The sequence below is a fragment of the Phocaeicola dorei genome, from assembly GCF_013009555.1.
Taxonomy (GTDB): domain Bacteria; phylum Bacteroidota; class Bacteroidia; order Bacteroidales; family Bacteroidaceae; genus Phocaeicola; species Phocaeicola dorei.
Window position 1 is genome coordinate 2669742 of the sequence record NZ_CP046176.1, and the last position, 15210, is coordinate 2684951.

General features: G+C 35.9%; 14 protein-coding genes and 1 pseudogene. All 15 read left to right on the forward strand.

The window, feature by feature from the left end; translation table 11 throughout:
- The 15 genes and pseudogenes from GKD17_RS11155 to GKD17_RS11225 all read left to right on the forward strand — a co-directional run bounded on the left by GKD17_RS11155 (position 1) and on the right by GKD17_RS11225 (position 14759).
- Positions 1-807, forward strand: a complete 807-nt coding sequence (locus GKD17_RS11155) for a transketolase (RefSeq protein WP_007835528.1) — start codon at positions 1-3, stop codon at positions 805-807.
- Positions 804-1703, forward strand: coding sequence for a transketolase family protein (locus GKD17_RS11160; RefSeq protein ID WP_007835526.1), 900 nt, complete (start codon positions 804-806; stop codon positions 1701-1703). Before GKD17_RS11155 ends, GKD17_RS11160 begins: the two co-directional genes overlap by 4 nt.
- Before the next feature lie 220 nt (positions 1704-1923).
- On the forward strand, positions 1924-2817 hold the full coding sequence (locus GKD17_RS11165) for a glycosyltransferase family A protein (RefSeq protein WP_007835520.1): 894 nt from the start codon (positions 1924-1926) through the stop codon (positions 2815-2817).
- Positions 2814-3815 (forward strand): glycosyltransferase family 10 domain-containing protein, encoded by a 1002-nt coding sequence (locus tag GKD17_RS11170; protein ID WP_007835519.1) that lies wholly within the window; start codon positions 2814-2816, stop codon positions 3813-3815. The genes GKD17_RS11165 and GKD17_RS11170 overlap by 4 nt, the downstream gene beginning before the upstream one ends.
- On the forward strand, positions 3815-5128 hold the full coding sequence (locus GKD17_RS11175; RefSeq protein WP_007835516.1) for a lipopolysaccharide biosynthesis protein: 1314 nt from the start codon (positions 3815-3817) through the stop codon (positions 5126-5128). The genes GKD17_RS11170 and GKD17_RS11175 overlap by 1 nt, the downstream gene beginning before the upstream one ends.
- Positions 5129-5420: 292 nt before the next feature.
- The gene (locus GKD17_RS11180; RefSeq protein ID WP_007849035.1) at positions 5421-6305 is read left to right on the forward strand and encodes a hypothetical protein; all 885 of its coding nucleotides are present in this window, start codon (positions 5421-5423) and stop codon (positions 6303-6305) included.
- Between the two features lie 4 nt (positions 6306-6309).
- A complete protein-coding gene (locus tag GKD17_RS11185) occupies positions 6310-7542 on the forward strand; it encodes an O-antigen ligase family protein (protein ID WP_007835512.1) in 1233 nt (410 codons plus the stop codon).
- Entirely contained in the window at positions 7539-8624 is a 1086-nt protein-coding gene (locus tag GKD17_RS11190) for a glycosyltransferase (RefSeq protein WP_007835510.1), read from the forward strand. Before GKD17_RS11185 ends, GKD17_RS11190 begins: the two co-directional genes overlap by 4 nt.
- 38 nt (positions 8625-8662) lie before the next feature.
- Positions 8663-9166, forward strand: a complete 504-nt coding sequence (locus GKD17_RS11195; RefSeq protein WP_007835508.1) for a serine O-acetyltransferase — start codon at positions 8663-8665, stop codon at positions 9164-9166.
- Between the two features lie 148 nt (positions 9167-9314).
- On the forward strand, positions 9315-10325 hold the full coding sequence (locus GKD17_RS11200) for an NAD-dependent epimerase/dehydratase family protein (RefSeq protein ID WP_007835505.1): 1011 nt from the start codon (positions 9315-9317) through the stop codon (positions 10323-10325).
- Positions 10313-10651: a cupin domain-containing protein gene (locus GKD17_RS11205; RefSeq protein WP_007835504.1), complete on the forward strand. Its 339-nt coding sequence runs from the start codon at positions 10313-10315 to the stop codon at positions 10649-10651. Before GKD17_RS11200 ends, GKD17_RS11205 begins: the two co-directional genes overlap by 13 nt.
- A complete protein-coding gene (locus GKD17_RS11210) occupies positions 10648-11391 on the forward strand; it encodes a WecB/TagA/CpsF family glycosyltransferase (RefSeq protein ID WP_007835503.1) in 744 nt (247 codons plus the stop codon). The genes GKD17_RS11205 and GKD17_RS11210 overlap by 4 nt, the downstream gene beginning before the upstream one ends.
- The gene (locus tag GKD17_RS11215) at positions 11384-12205 is read left to right on the forward strand and encodes a YjbH domain-containing protein (protein WP_007835502.1); all 822 of its coding nucleotides are present in this window, start codon (positions 11384-11386) and stop codon (positions 12203-12205) included. Before GKD17_RS11210 ends, GKD17_RS11215 begins: the two co-directional genes overlap by 8 nt.
- A gap of 77 nt (positions 12206-12282) precedes the next feature.
- Entirely contained in the window at positions 12283-13233 is a 951-nt protein-coding gene (locus GKD17_RS11220; RefSeq protein ID WP_007835501.1) for a PD-(D/E)XK nuclease family transposase, read from the forward strand.
- 267 nt (positions 13234-13500) lie between these two features.
- A pseudogene (locus GKD17_RS11225) lies at positions 13501-14759 on the forward strand (AAA family ATPase).
- Positions 14760-15210: the final 451 nt, after the last annotated feature.

The window sequence follows — 15210 nt, forward strand, 5'->3', positions numbered from 1 at the left end:
ATGAGTGTGAAAAGTTTAGAAATGGCAAAGAATATTCGAAAAATTTCTGTTGCCATGGTGTATAAAGCCCATGCTTCTCATATAGGAGGAGCATTGTCAATGGCCGATATTTTGGCTGTACTTTATAGTGATGTTCTTAATTATGATGTAAACAATCCTGATTGGGAAAAACGTGATCGCTGTTTACTTTCAAAAGGGCATGCTTGTGTATCGTTCTATGCAGCCCTAGCACTTGCGGGATTTTATCCCATAAGTGAACTTAATTCTTATGCACAGGACGGTTCTTCTTTTTTATGTCATACAACACATCATGTATCAGGTATTGAAATTTCAGCAGGTAGCTTGGGGCATGGATTCTCTATTGCTTGTGGCATTGCGTTAGGTGCAAAAATAAAGAAAGAGAATTTCAATACTTATGTTATTTTAGGTGATGGGGAAATGGATGAAGGATCAAATTGGGAAGCCTTTCTTTTTGGAGCGCATCATAAATTATCCAATCTGTGTGCCATTATTGACTATAATAAGATTCAAAGTTTTGGTAATACTAATGATGTTCTACGTCTTGAACCGTTAATTGATAAATTGAAGGCTTTTAATTGGAACGTGATCAGTATTGACGGACATGATCATGATGAATTGTTGCGTGCTTTTGATGTTTTCAAACATCAAAAAGATATACCTACAGTTATAATAGCAAATACTATAAAGGGAAAAGGTGTATCTTTTATGGAGAATAATTTGGTATGGCATTACAAGTCACCAGATGAAGAACAGTATAAACAAGCGATAAAAGAGATTGAAGGATGAGGACAGCGTTTATTAAGCAGCTTGTTGAAGAAGCTGCAATAAATGATAAGATATTTTTAATCGTAGGTGATTTGGGGTATAGTGTGGTAGAGATGTTTGCGGAAAAATATCCAGAACGTTTTTTGAATGCAGGCATTGCAGAACAGAATATGATTGGAGTGGCTGCAGGATTGGCAAAAGAAGGATATAATGTTTACGTCTATTCTATTGGAAACTTTCCAACATTACGGTGCATGGAACAAATCCGTTATGACGTCGCGTACCATAATTTGAATGTGAAGATTGTTTCAGTGGGTGCTGGATATGCTTATGGTTCTTTAGGAGCATCACATCATGCGACAGAAGAATTGGGGATGATGCGCACAATTCCTAATATGGTGATTTGTTCGCCTGGAGACCCCGTTGAAGCACAGGTCATCTCTACTGTTTCTGCCAATTATGAGGGTCCCATGTATTTACGATTGGGAAAGGCGGGTGAAGTAATCGTCCATCAATCATTGATTGAAAATTTAAAAATCGGTGACCTTATCCCTGTTATTAGAAAGCCAAATGCAAATAAAGCTCTATTGGTTAGTGGCTCAATATTAGATTATGCAGTCAATCGTATAAGAGAATTTAATGATTTGTCAGATGTTTATAGCATTCCATTTGTTAAACCATTAAATATTGAACAGCTGCATGAATTGGCAATACAATATCCGGATATTTGCGTCTTGGAAGAACATCAAAAAAGCTGTGGAGTAGGTTCTGCAATAATAGAAGTTATAAATGATATGTATTCACGGAGTGAAATACCATATTATCCTCGAATTAAACGTATAGCTATTGATGATAAATTTTATTCCGTTTCTGGTTCACAGGCATATTTAAGAAAATTAGCCAACTTAGTATTATAATCTTATAGTTTTTAGCATTCAAAATGATGAATTTGTAGTAATGTACGCTTTCATATTGAATATAGCTTAAAAATTAAGGGTGGATAAATCCATAGACTATTCTTTCGGAGCACGCATCATCCAGGCATTTTCAAGAGTTGCTTCCATCTTTTTCATATCAAGATACCTGCAGGCATTGATGTATTTGAAAGTACTATTTGTTTGCGAATAAAAACATTATATGAATCAAGAAATTTGTGTTTATATATTAACACATAATAGACCAGATGTAATCCTAAGATCTTTAAATTCAGTTAGAGAACAGGATTATTGTAACTTAAAGATAATTGTATCCGATAATTCTGATAATGATGAAACTACTGAATTATTAAAAGATATTACAAGGAAAGATCGAAGAGTCTGTTATGAAAAAAGGGGCATAGAGTGTTCATCAAGTAATGCACATTTTAATTATATATTAAAGACTAATTCATTTGAGTATTTCATGTTGTTTCATGATGATGATGAAATGTTACCATCTATGGTGAGCACATTATATGAATATTTGTTTACTCATAAGAATTTGTGTGCAGTGGCTTGCAACGCCTATTTTAATGTTAGAGGCAAGAACACGAAAAAGAAGGCGTTTATTTCTCAGAATATAGATACTTTTGAAAACGGTGAAGAAATAATAAAGAGATATGCTGTAGGTCGCATCGCCCCTTTTCCTTCTTTTATGTATCGAAAGTCAAAGGTCTTTGGAATTTCAATGGATTGGAATAAAGGAGGAAAATATTGTGATTGCTCATTTATTGTCACTATTGCTAATAGTGGAGGGGTCGCATATTTACCTCAGTGCTGTATGTATTATTTTATATCTCCTAATCAGGATAGTCAACATCACGAATTTGCCCAATATTTATCATTGATAAAATATTTAGCAACACTCGTGGAGGATAAAGGCTTATTATTAAATATGCGTCTTTATAATATTTATAATTATCTACGTGATTTACAGCTGAAGACAAAAAGAATTCCCTATAGAAAAGAGGTTTTATTCCTTTTTTATAAATATTCATTTACTAATTTCTTTCCTAAATATATTTTACGGTTACTCAATTTGTACATGAGATGATTAAAGTTTATATTCCAGGACCGTTCAACATTCCGATACAGAGGCAGTTTCCCAATCAAGAAAAAACGGTATGGGGAAACTGTGAATTTGTTTTTCAAGAAAATGACAATTATGATTATATTGTAGTTGTTGATAGTATAAAAGAGGAAATAAAAACACTATGTCCGATAGAAAGGAGAATATTATTTTTAGGGGAAGCTCCGTATGTTAAGATTTATAATAAAAAATTCATAAAACAGTTTGGGCATATATATGGGTGTCAAGAGCAATTGATAAGAAAAGGAGTTTCTGAAACCTCTATTCCATTATTGCCATGGATGTTAGGATGTAGATTACAAGAAAACACTCACATTTGTAATAGTGAAAAATATCATACCTTTTCAGATTTTAAAGATAGCAAAATAGTATCTACCCGTTTGAATAAGTTTTGTTTAATTACATCTAATAAAACCTTTACTAGAGGACATCGTAATAGGGTTTGTTTTGCAGAACGAATTCTAAAAGAATATCCGAATTTAGTAGATGTTTATGGAAATGGGTATAACCCGATTTCTGATAAATTAGATATACTTTCTCAATACAAATATTCCATTGTTATAGAAAATTGTTCATATCCTAATTATTGGACGGAAAAATTGGCCGATTGTTTTATAGCTGGATGTTATCCGGTCTATTATGGGTGCACAAATATACATGATTATTTTTCTAAATCTTCTTTGGATGTTATTGACATATTGAATTTTGATTCAACCCTGATGCAATTAAAATCAATACTTTCTTCTACTAAGTATGAAGACTCTATAAGCGCTATTGCAGAGGCAAAAGAAATGGTGATGAATAAATATAACATGTTTTCAATCATATCTCATATTATTGAAAACATAGATGCTTCTCTCCTTTTCAGAAAAGAAAGTAGTAGTAGTATTCATCCAATGCAATATTCTATAAAGGATAAAATTTTGCAGAAAATAGCTTGGTATTTTAATATTGTATTATAATGTATAGAAAAACTTTCTCATCTCCACTGTTTAGGGGAATATCATGGATATTTATAGCAACATCTATTGCTAGTGTACTACGTTTTCTTCTTATTTTCATACTTATTCGTTTTTATACACAAGAAGAGTTTGGATTATGGGCTAGTATTACTTCTTTAGCTGCGGTTATCATGACAGGTGATTTTGGTATTGTAAATGTATTGAGAAATTTATTAAGTAAAGAGATAGTGAATGGTGCAGAAGGGGACTTAAAGTCTAAGGAGCTTTTTTATTCAGCATTCTTCTCATTCTTATTTTTTGCAATAATTTTCTCTGTGTTGATTATTTTTATTAGTCCATACATTCCCTATGAAACACTTTTTAAAACAGATAATATAGTATTAAAAGAACAAGGAAGGTCTATTTTTATAGTCGTACAAATAGTGTTTCTTTTAGGAATACCTTTTGGATTGGGAACTCCTTTATTTTTTTCTTATGGGGAAACTAATTTTTATTCTATTATATCAATAGTTCAAGCAGTTATCTCTTTTATTATTGTATTTTTATTGTCTGTTAATCATGTGGAAATTTATATTATTTCTATATTGTATTTTATATGCAATATGCTATTGTCATTGTATGGTACTTTATTATTTATACATAAAAGAAAATGGTATTCAGTGAACTTATCTTATCGTAAGATTTGTTCTAATATGTGTATGATGTTACCTATAGGTATAAAGTTTCTAGGTATACAATTATCAAGTAGTTTTATTACTAATGTTCTTACTGTTTATTCCGGTTCGATGTTAGGACTTTCTATTGCAGCTAATGTAAATGTTATTCAAAAGGTATATATGTTTCTTACTGGGATTTATCAGAGCATATTTAATCCTATGTGGAGTTCTTTATCTCTCAACTTTTTTAAAAGAAGATATTCAGATTGTAAAATTATCATAAATAGAAGTTTAATATCGACAATTGTCATATTTAGTTTGACTGTTTTACTGTGTAGCTTATTTAGAAACTATATAATGCATGCAATTGCTGGAGCAGAATATGAGGCTCATTCATCTCTATTTATATTAATAGGGCTATTTTTTATGGCAAAGCTTCTCTTTGATAATGCTTCATTATTGCATAATGCTATTAATAGATTGAATATATTAATTACCGGTTATATACTATTTAGTTGTATTGTATTCTTATTTGTTCCGTATGTTGTGAATAATTATGGATTGAATACGATGCTTTTTATTTTAATAATTTGTTGGATCATATTTATTATTGCTATTCTGTGTGATACGCATAAACTTTTAAAGGATAGGATATAAATCTAGATAAAATCACTAATGCTCAGAAGAATATATCTAAATAGATAACTGGTTTTATTTTTATGGTATGTATTCTTATTTCTTTATGGAAGCACGATACGATATTGAAGTGTGGTGTATACGATATTTTTCATATTCTTGGAATTTCATAAGACGATAATATCTCTTTGGTAACTTCGTTCGACAAAGAGAAGATGATCAAAGATCTATATGGTGTTTAGTGAACAGAGCCTATCTGATTATTAACCGTGTCTATTTTTAATAGATGCTTATAATATTATATATTAATTTTATGAGTAAAATAATTTTGTGTTGCCCGTTTTTTAATGAAAATTTAATAGCTAATTTAAATATCGAAGAAGCAAGTAAATGGGTTGACGAGATTCATGTAACCGAATTTGATAAGTCGTTTAAATATAAGTTACACGAGCATTGTTTTCATAATAGGAATGAAAAGGTCTATTATCACCCAATGGATGCATCAAAATTATATAAAAAGCCACGTGCATTCATTCCTCATTTTTTTCTTCATCCTATAAGTCGTTGGATGAAGAAAATTATAAGAGACACAGCTTGGTATAATGATGGAGTATCACGTAACTACTCGTTGTGGAATAGTAATTATCAAGATGATGATACGTTAATTCTATCAGATATAGATGAAATTATTGACAGTAAGTATGCGAATGAAATTATTAATGCGGTGGATTATTATGGTATAATTACTATAAGAGTCTATTTTACAATGTTTTATTTCAATTTGTTTTGTCCAAATTGGAGTGGTCCTTCTGATTATTCATATCGGATATTTATAGTGAAAGGAGATTATCTCAGGAAGTATTATTATGGTGATTCAGACTATTTGAGAAAAATGGGTGAACAGTCAAAATTATTAAATAATGTAAAGTGTTTGGATGGTATAAAAGGCTATCATCACTCATGGTTAGGAGATGAATTGTTTGTTGCAAATAAGTTGCAATCCTATGCTCATTCTTTAGATTGTCATTCTTATAAGATTTTTGATAAAAATGGAAATGTTGACATCAATATTATAAAAGAATACATAAGATCTGGTAAGTCTCTATTCTCTGGTGTATCGTTGAAGTTGGATGATGATATAAAATTGTTATCTAATGTGGAAAAATTGAGATATTTATCTCCTGAGTATTTCTTGTAAAATAATGATATATATACGATTAAATAAGATATTTCCTTTTTTGTTATTAACCTTTCCTGTAATAGTAGATATAATTAACGGTTATCTGAAAGGAACAGATGGTAGTGGAGATAGTCTATTAGGGATTTTATATCGTGGAATAATTATTCTCTTTTCTTGTTTTTACTTGTTTCGCACAAGATATTCCAATTATATTAAAGTTTTACTTTTATCAGCTGTTTTCCTATCCGTTTATCAACTTATTATAGGGGGATTTTCAAGTAGAACATTTATGATGCTAATAAAAATTCTAAATTTTTATTTTGTCATAAGTCTTTTATTGGGGTGTAAGTATTTCTCGTCTTATACTCAGGTGGTGAGGTCTGCAATATGGTATGGAGTAATTGCTGCTTTTATCTTAATTTATTGTTTTGTTTTTAAGGTGGGATATGGATCTTATACGGATGAAACTTTTGGGACGAAAGGTTTTTTTGTGGCAATGAATGATGTGGGATTGACAATCCTATTACTTAATATATTAGCATGCTATTCTTTTCAAAAAACTAAAAATAATAATTATTTATTGGCTTCGTTAGTGATGTCTGGTGGAGCTTGTTTGGTTGGTAGTATGGCATGCTTTTTTGGCACAGCATTTATATTACTTTCTTTTGCAATAAGTGTATTGTTCATGGACTTTGAGGATTATAAAAGTTCTCGCACATTGAAAATCATAGTAGTGCTTTTTCTATTTGTTATATTTAATTTTCTGGTAATTAAAATAATTACGATTATTCAAGAAGACTCGTTTTTGTCAAGAAAATATGCAGATATAATGGAAGTGTTCTTATCTGCATCCGGAAGGGACCGTTTGATAGATGCTGCTGTTCGGACAATTGGCAACTTTAATGTCTTTGATTGGTTTTTCGGTAAAGGAAATCTTTTTTTAATAGAAAATCAACGCTACTTACATTTTGAAGCTCCCAAAGAGGCAGAAGTTGACCCTATAGATTTAATAGGACAATCTGGAATTATATTTTCTTTTTTTATTTTATATATTCCGATAAAGAAATTGTTTTCCTGCATCAAGGGATTTTTTAAGAAACATAACATTTTGGATTATTGGTCTGTCATAGCGCTATTCATGTTTATAGGTCATGCCTGTTATGGAGGACACGCATATACCAGCCCTTTAGTCCTTTCTTATTTAGCTGTCTTCATTTATCTCATAGATAACAAGAACAAAATAAATATTTCATGAAAATTTTACTTTTTACGGATTGCAGTGTCGGGGTAATAGGCTACCACGTAGATCATGCTATTGCTTTGAAGAAAGCCGGTGTTGACATTTTTGCTGTGGTTAGTTCGAAAGAATTGGAACCAGGTTTAATACAATCTATGCGAGAAGCCGGTATTCCAATGATTTTATTATCGGGACTTGAACGTCACAAAAATATGTGGAAACATATTTTTGCTTTGAGTTCTTATATACAGAATAATGAAATAAATTATGTACATGTGCAAACTAATTGGCAATTGATGTTGATATCAGTAGTCCGATTCTTTTTACTGTTCAGGAAGCGACTGTCAATAACGTATACTATTCATGCCTATAGACATAATGATCCTAAAAAAGTTTTTTTTGCACGCGTAATTATTGGAATATTATTGTTCTTGTTGGCTAATAGGGTTATTTATACTTGCAATTTCCTATATCGGAAATTTTCATTTTTAAGCTATAAAATGTTTTTAGTTCCAATAGGTGTTCCTGATTTGTTTATGAAAGAACCTTTGTCTTTACCAGATAGGGGATTACATTTGATATTTCCTGCAATATTTCGAAAAGGAAAAAATCAGGATTTGATAATTAAAGCTTTTGCTCATTTTATTGTAAGAAGTAAAGATCAAAATTCTTCTCTTTTTCTGCCAGGTGATGGACCATTATTAGATGAAATGAAATCATTGGCAAAGACTTTAGGTATTGCCGATAGAGTTTATTTTCCGGGGTATTGTACACGGAATACATTATGCGAATTAGAAAGGTTATGTAATGTAGCTGTTATTCCAACAAACGTAGAGACTTATGGTTTGTGTATTGTGGAGCCTTTTGTATTAGGTAAATGCATATTAACGCGCAAAGTTGGTATTGCCGAAGATATAATCAAAGAAGAGGTGAATGGATTTTATTTCAATAATTCAGATGATTTGGAAGAACTTTTTATGAAATTATCCAAAGATATCACACTCGTCAATTCGATAGGCTTTACAAATTTCAAATTAAAAAAGAAGTTTAATTGGGTTTATATCGTAGAAAAATATTATATACCAATTTATAAGTCATAAAATAGGGGACTTACTTCTTTTATTAATAGATTATTGTCATGATTAATGCTATTCATTTTTATCGGATTGCCAGATGGCTATATCTTCATCACATACCTATTCTCCCTAAGTTTATACAGTTGGTTATTTTTATAGTGTACAATTGTAATATACCATATAAAGCAAATATAGGGAAAGGTAGTTTTTTTAATCATGCAGGAATGGGGGTGCTAATTAATCCGCATGTAAGTATTGGAGAAAACACGAAAATAGGTAACAACTGTTCGATAGTGGGCCAAGGTCCTTATAAAAATGCCCCGATAATAGGTAACCATGTGTATATAGGCCCTGGAGCTGTCATACAAGGTCCCGTTGTCATTGATGATAATGTTATTATCGCCCCTAATTGTGTAGTTACTAAAAGTGTTCCTCAATATGCTATTGTGGCGGGTGTTCCTGCAAAAATCATTGGTGATGTTCGTAAACTAGATTATGATATATTCAAAAATGAGTCGTGGAATGATAACATTCATCCCTATTTGGAAAACCAAGAAATACACTGAGTTTATATTCACGGGATGATTGGTATTTTACTAGATGGGAATGATTGGTTAATAGCATATAAACCTGTATATCATTTTACTTTATTTGAAATATTTTTATAAAGTATTTCGCTGGTAATGAAATACTTATTTAATTTTTAGGTTAATAATGGGAAATAGAATTTTAGTAACAGGCGGTTGTGGCATGATAGGCTCCAACTTAGTAAAACGTCTTGTAAAAGAAGGTAATGATGTCTATGTTATAGATAATCTATGGCGCGGTAAATTAGAGTATTTGAATGATGAAACGGGCAAGCCTGTCATTGATTTGGATACTCATTTCTTTAACATTGATTTGTCTGTAGGAAATGAATGCGACCGTGTTGTTTTTAATGTGGATTATGTCATTCATTTGGCCGATATCGTTGCCGGAATTGATTACGTTTTTGGCAATCAAGGTGAATTGTTCAGGTTGAATAATCTAATCAATACCCATGTGTTCAATTCTGTACGAAAAGCGGGAAAAGACCGTGTAAAAGGATTGATATACGTAGGAACGGCTTGTAGCTTTCCTTTGACACGCCAGAATTCTTTGGATGTGGTTCCTTTAAAAGAAGAGGAACTTTTTCCGGCTCTTCCTGAATCGGCTTATGGTTGGAGTAAATTGATGGGACAGATTGAACTTGGTTTTTTAGAAAAGGAAACGGGGATTCCCTGTTGTACTTTGATGTTTCATAATGTATATGGTTCTCCTTGTGATTATGGAGAAAGAAGCCAGGTGATTCCTGCTTTAATCCGTAAAGCAGTTAACTATCCTAAAGAGCCGTTCAATGTATGGGGAAGTGGTTCGCAGGGACGTGCCTTCATCCATGTGGATGATATTGTTGAAGCTCTTTGTCTGGCTTTGGAAAAGGGATGGGAGCATGGTTATATTCAGATAGGTCCTTCCGTATGTACTTCCATTAAAGAGATAGCTGAGACCATCGTGAAAATATCCGGCAAGAATATTGAAATAGTTTATGATACGACCAAGCCGGAAGGAGACAAGGCACGCAGCGCGGACTATACCAAAGCAAAAACAATATTAGGTTGGGAACCTAAAGTGGCTTTGGAGGATGGCTTGAGGCAGCAATATGAATGGGTGAAATCCCAAATTGAAAAAAGCGGATGCAATCAATAATTCAAAAGGAATTTTCAGATATTCTTCCCGTTTCTACTTCCCATCATGTCGGTTTGAAAACCGTTCTTCTTTCTTCACAGGAAACTTCTTCTTCTCTTACTCAAATAGCAATTACAGAGTTACATAAAGGTGATTTTGTGGATACTCATGTGCATCCTACCATGGATGAACACTATTATTTTATGGAAGGAGAAGGGCTTATGATGATAGTTAATGAAAAGTATATCTGTAAGGCTGGGACGTATCTGTTGATTCCGGCAGGTTACAGGCATAGCCTGCAAGCCTGTTCGGTGATGAAATTTATTACTATAGGAGTAGCTTTATGAAAGAGAAGAGATATTTTAATGTCCGTTTAGAGTTCGATAAGAGAAAATTAGAGCAAACCATAGAAAACGCTATAGAAGAGGGAACAGTAGGATATGTTTGTTCGGTTGAAAGCAATAATTTGACTGTTGCTAATAATAATCCTGAGTTTTTGAACGTGTTGAATGGAGCCTTAGTCAATAATTGTGATGGATCTGTGCTTGCCAAAATATTGGGGTATATTCATCACAAGCCTTTAGAATCGTATATAGGAGCTGATATTTTTATAAAATATGTGCGGATGTGCCGATATCGCCAGTTCTTTTTGGGTAATACTCCGGAAGTACTTTCCGGACTGAAAGATAATCTTTCAAAAATAGATCCAGAAATAAAAAATATGCGTTTTGAGACCTTGCCTTTCAGAAAAGTGGATGAATTTGACTATCAGGGCATTGCGCAGATGATAAATGAGGATAAACCGGATATTATTTGGGTTTCTTTGGGGGCTCCGAAACAGGAAATGTTCATGAACCGTTTACAGCCTTATTTACATCGTGGAGTGATGTTTGGCTTTGGAGCTATATTCAATTTCAATGCAGGAGTAGGAAATGTAAAGCGTGCTCCGGATTGGATGTTGAAACTTAAACTGGAGTGGTTGCATCGTGCTTTTGAAGACCCGAAGAAAAATGTTCCCCGATATTGGAATTTCATAAAGACCTTACCTAGACTGATTAAGGAAGAGATGAAGAGGGATAATGGGTAGAAAAATACAATTAATTTTAATATGCCTTATTGCGATTAGCTCGTTACAGAGTCAGGCACAGGCATTATATGGCACAACGGGACTTCTTCATGCCCCCACTGCCGAGATGCAAAGAGACAAAACATTTATGGTGGGCGGGAATGTGTTGCATCTTGTCCCATTGCAGTATCTCACCACCAATGAGATAAAATACACATTCAATTATTATCTGAACATAACCATCTTCCCTTGGCTCGAAGTAGGATACACCTGTACCATCAATTATGCAAATCATGGCTCCACTTATTTTCCGGAGCAGTCTTGGGGAAAGTACACCAATCAGGACCGCGCCTTCAATGCCCGTCTGCGGTTGTGGAAAGAAGGCTGGTGGAAGCCCTGGACTCCGCAGGTAGTCCTTGGTCTGGATGATCCCGCCTCGCACGAATCCTACGGCGGTGGGGCTATCAAGTTCGATGAGGACGGTATGCAGAACAATCATTTTACACGATATTATCTGGCGGCAACCAAGCATTTCAGTTTCACCGGGGTAGGGACACTGGGTGTTCACGCCGCATACGTGGATTACCGTGCCTGTTGGTTTCCTCATTACAGGAGAACTGCCGCAGGGGTGGATTTCAAATTCAACCTCTTGCCGGAAGATAACCTGGCGGTAAAAGCCTTAAACGGACTGAACTTAATGGCCGAATACGATGCCCGCACAGTGAACATCGGGGCACACTACCAGCTATGGAAAGACCACATCAACCTGATTGCCGAATTGAATGACGGGAAATACTTCTCCGGCGGCATTTATTTCAAAATCCATTTAAAATAATAAAAATCGTTCATTCATAGTATTTTCCGGATAGAATTCGTTTCTTTGCGGTCAGAAACCATAAAATCATCTTTATTATGTCATCCCGCTTTGTAAACCCTTTCACGGATCTCGGCTTCAAGATCATCTTCGGCCAGCCTGCCAGCAAGGCCCTGCTGATAATCCTGCTTAACGAACTGCTGTCCGGCGAGCACCACATTGAAGACCTGACGTTCCTGGACAAGGAGGACCGTTCAGAGAATATTCACGACAAGGGAATCATCTATGACCTTTATTGCCGTACCTCTGCGGGCGAGTACATCATCGTGGAGATGCAGAACCGTTGGCACAGCCATTTTCTGGACCGTACGCTTTATTATGTGTGCCGTGCGGTGAGCCGCCAGATGGAGAATCCTTCCTCCAGTGAGGTGCGTGTTCCCGATACTCCTCTGGAGGGGGATTCCGTTATGCTCATGGAGGAGGAGGTCTCTTACGGTCTGCGTTACAGGCTTCCTGCCGTGTACGGTGTTTTCCTGATGAATTTCAAGGAGGCTGGTCTGGAAAGTAAGTTCCGTACCGACACGGTGCTTTCCGACCGTGACAGCGGCCGTGTGGTGAACCGTAATTTTCGTCAGATTTATCTCCAGTTTCCTTATTTTACGAAGGATCTGGCCGAATGTTCTACTTTATCCGATAAACTAATGTATACACTGAAGAATATGAACAACTGGAACAGAATGCCCGATGCGCTGAAAGAACAGGTTTTCAGCCATCTTGACCGCCTTGCCGCCAAGGCTCACCTGTCTGAGGGTGACCGTATCGCTTATGATAAGGCGGTGGACCGTTATAACGTGAGCCGTATTGTGGAAAATAATATCCGTGAACAGGCTGTCGCGGAAAGAAAAGTAATAGGAAAAGCGGAAGGAGAGGCGGAAGGACGTTTGAAGGGACGTTTGGAGATCGCCCGTAAACTGAAAGACAACGACTTTTCCATAGCGGATATTGTCCGGATTGCCGGACTCTCGCCGGAAGAAATTGATAAGCTGTAACGGCGTGCACGAATTTCTTTATAAAGCAGTGCTCATTCGGAAAAAAGACTTATTCAGAACGCTACAGCAAAAAAAATGATAATGAATGGTGAAGTGATATCTATAGCTTCCGGAAGTGTCTGTGGTATTAGTAGGAGAAGCATCCGACTCTGACATTGCAGGATGCTGTTTCTTGGCTGAACTCTGTGGTTAAAAAGATACCCAACTAGGATTTTACGAATAGATTTTGTTTCTTTGCAAATATCATGATAAACCATTGAAAAATGTATGAGCAATAAAATATATCCCATCGGAATCCAGAATTTCGAGAAAATCCGTCGGGACGGTTATTTCATTGATAAAACGGCCTTGGTGTACCAGATGGTAAAGACCGGAAGTTACTACTTCCTGAGCCGTCCGCGACGTTTCGGAAAGAGCCTCTCATCTCTACCTTGGAAGCTTACTTTCAAGGTAAGAAGGAGTTGTTTGAAGGTCTGGCAATGGAGAAGCTGGAAAAGGATTGGATCAAATATCCTGTTCTGCATCTGGATCTGAACATCGAGAAGTATGATACTCCGGAGAGTCTGGATAAGATTCTGAATGATAATCTGGTATATTGGGAAAGCCTGTACGGAGCCCGTCCGTCCGAAACCTCTTTCTCTCTGCGCTTTGCCGGTATCATCCAGCGTGCCTGCGAGAAGACTGGGCGGCGTGTGGCCATTCTGGTGGATGAATACGACAAGCTTTGTGACGATTTGAAAGCATATTATGACGGCTATCACTTTACACATCATTCCATCGGCATGTACAATCCGTTTAGTTTGCTCAATGCGTTCAAATATAAGGAATTCGGCAATTATTGGTTCGAGACGGGTACTCCTACCTATCTGGTGAAACTGCTGAAGAAGCATCATTACGACTTGGAACGGATGGCCCACGAGGAAATGGACTCCCAGGTGCTGAACAGTATAGATTCGGAATCCACCAATCCTATTCCTCTGCTCTATCAGAGCGGATACCTCACTATAAAGGGATATGATAAAGAATTTGGAATGTACCGTTTAGGTTTTCCGAACCGGGAAGTGGAAGAGGGGTTTGTACGTTTCCTGCTCCCTTTTTACGCGAACGTAAATAAGGTGGAATCTCCCTTTGAGATTCAGAAATTTGTCCGTGAGGTGCGTTCCGGTGATTATGACTCCTTCTTCCTCCGTCTGCAAAGTTTTTTTGCGGATACTACCTACGAAGCGATCCGCGAACAGGAACTACATTACGAGAATGTGCTTTTCATCGTATTCAAGCTTATCGGCTTTTACACCCAAGTGAAATATCATACAAGCAAAGGACGCATTGACCTTGTCCTGCAAACTGACAAGTTTATCTATGTGATAGAATTCAAGCTGGACGGCACGGCCGAGGAGGCTTTGCAACAGATTCATGACAAGCATTACGCGCTTCCTTTTGCTTCGAACGGACGGAAGCTCTTTAAAATAGGGGTGAACTTCAGCGCTGAAACCCGCAATATCGAAAAGTGGATAGTAGAAGAATGAAAATATAGAAAAAAAATAGAGTCCGAAGAAAAGAGGTGCACACTGCTGCAATATCCGGTGAAACTTGGTACAAGATCCGCGGAATCTTGTACCAAAGTTTTTGTAATCTTGTGACGGGTGGCGGCTAGTTCCTTTGGACATTGCAAAGATAACTTCATGTCCGTGCGGCGTGATCTCTTCTGACCCCTTGGCGGATTGCAGGGAGTTTACGGGGACACGGGGACAGTGGGGACACCCCCTTTTTTCCTCACACACGTATGCGTGTACCTATAAAGGGAGGATAAGTTGGGTGATATATTCCCTTGCCGTCCACACTTACCGGTACCTCTTATTTGGTGAAACGTTTGCCCAAAGGAGGACGGTGCTTTCGGTTATCCTCCCTGTCGTGCGTTTTTTTCAGAAGTTCCGGCCGGACATAATCCTGTGGGAAGGCAGGGGGAAAGATGATTTT

Coding starts and splice junctions, on each gene's coding strand:
- GKD17_RS11155 (WP_007835528.1), top strand. CDS start 1: ATGAGTGTGAAAAGTTTAGAAATGGCAAAGAATATTCGAAAAATTTCT.
- GKD17_RS11160 (WP_007835526.1), top strand. CDS start 804: ATGAGGACAGCGTTTATTAAGCAGCTTGTTGAAGAAGCTGCAATAAAT.
- GKD17_RS11190 (WP_007835510.1), top strand. CDS start 7,539: ATGAAAATTTTACTTTTTACGGATTGCAGTGTCGGGGTAATAGGCTAC.
- GKD17_RS11185 (WP_007835512.1), top strand. CDS start 6,310: ATGATATATATACGATTAAATAAGATATTTCCTTTTTTGTTATTAACC.
- GKD17_RS11205 (WP_007835504.1), top strand. CDS start 10,313: ATGCAATCAATAATTCAAAAGGAATTTTCAGATATTCTTCCCGTTTCT.
- GKD17_RS11200 (WP_007835505.1), top strand. CDS start 9,315: ATGGGAAATAGAATTTTAGTAACAGGCGGTTGTGGCATGATAGGCTCC.
- GKD17_RS11210 (WP_007835503.1), top strand. CDS start 10,648: ATGAAAGAGAAGAGATATTTTAATGTCCGTTTAGAGTTCGATAAGAGA.
- GKD17_RS11170 (WP_007835519.1), top strand. CDS start 2,814: ATGATTAAAGTTTATATTCCAGGACCGTTCAACATTCCGATACAGAGG.
- GKD17_RS11175 (WP_007835516.1), top strand. CDS start 3,815: ATGTATAGAAAAACTTTCTCATCTCCACTGTTTAGGGGAATATCATGG.
- GKD17_RS11220 (WP_007835501.1), top strand. CDS start 12,283: ATGTCATCCCGCTTTGTAAACCCTTTCACGGATCTCGGCTTCAAGATC.
- GKD17_RS11180 (WP_007849035.1), top strand. CDS start 5,421: ATGAGTAAAATAATTTTGTGTTGCCCGTTTTTTAATGAAAATTTAATA.
- GKD17_RS11165 (WP_007835520.1), top strand. CDS start 1,924: ATGAATCAAGAAATTTGTGTTTATATATTAACACATAATAGACCAGAT.
- GKD17_RS11215 (WP_007835502.1), top strand. CDS start 11,384: ATGGGTAGAAAAATACAATTAATTTTAATATGCCTTATTGCGATTAGC.
- GKD17_RS11195 (WP_007835508.1), top strand. CDS start 8,663: ATGATTAATGCTATTCATTTTTATCGGATTGCCAGATGGCTATATCTT.